Below are 422 nucleotides of genomic sequence, written 5' to 3' on the forward strand. Positions count from 1 at the left end.
TCACCGGAGTACGCCGCTCACGCCGCACGAGCCTGGCCAAAACGCATCTCGCGCACGTCTTCACCGCCGCTGTCACCTTGATCCGACTCGACGCCTGGTGGAACGGAACACCACTCGCGCCGGCCCGAATCTCCTACGTGGCCGGGCTCGAGCTCGCTCATGCCGCGTGAAATTGGGCAACAGGGTCATCGGAGCTGTTGAACAACGCCCTCACCCGCCGGAGCACGTGGCGAGCACGCCTGCTCGTGCTGCCGGACCGGTGGCAGCTACCTGGGGCCCACCGGCCCGTTCGAGATCCGCGGTCCGGCAGGGCCCGCCCGCCGCTCGGCGACCGCGCAGGACCCGGTGCTCGCGCGCGACCTCTGGCGGGTCACGGCCTCCGCCACCGGAGTCGCCCCGGACCCCGACCTCGTCCAGGCGTG

It is taken from the genome of Saccharothrix coeruleofusca, from assembly GCF_014648515.1.
Taxonomy (GTDB): domain Bacteria; phylum Actinomycetota; class Actinomycetes; order Mycobacteriales; family Pseudonocardiaceae; genus Actinosynnema; species Actinosynnema coeruleofuscum.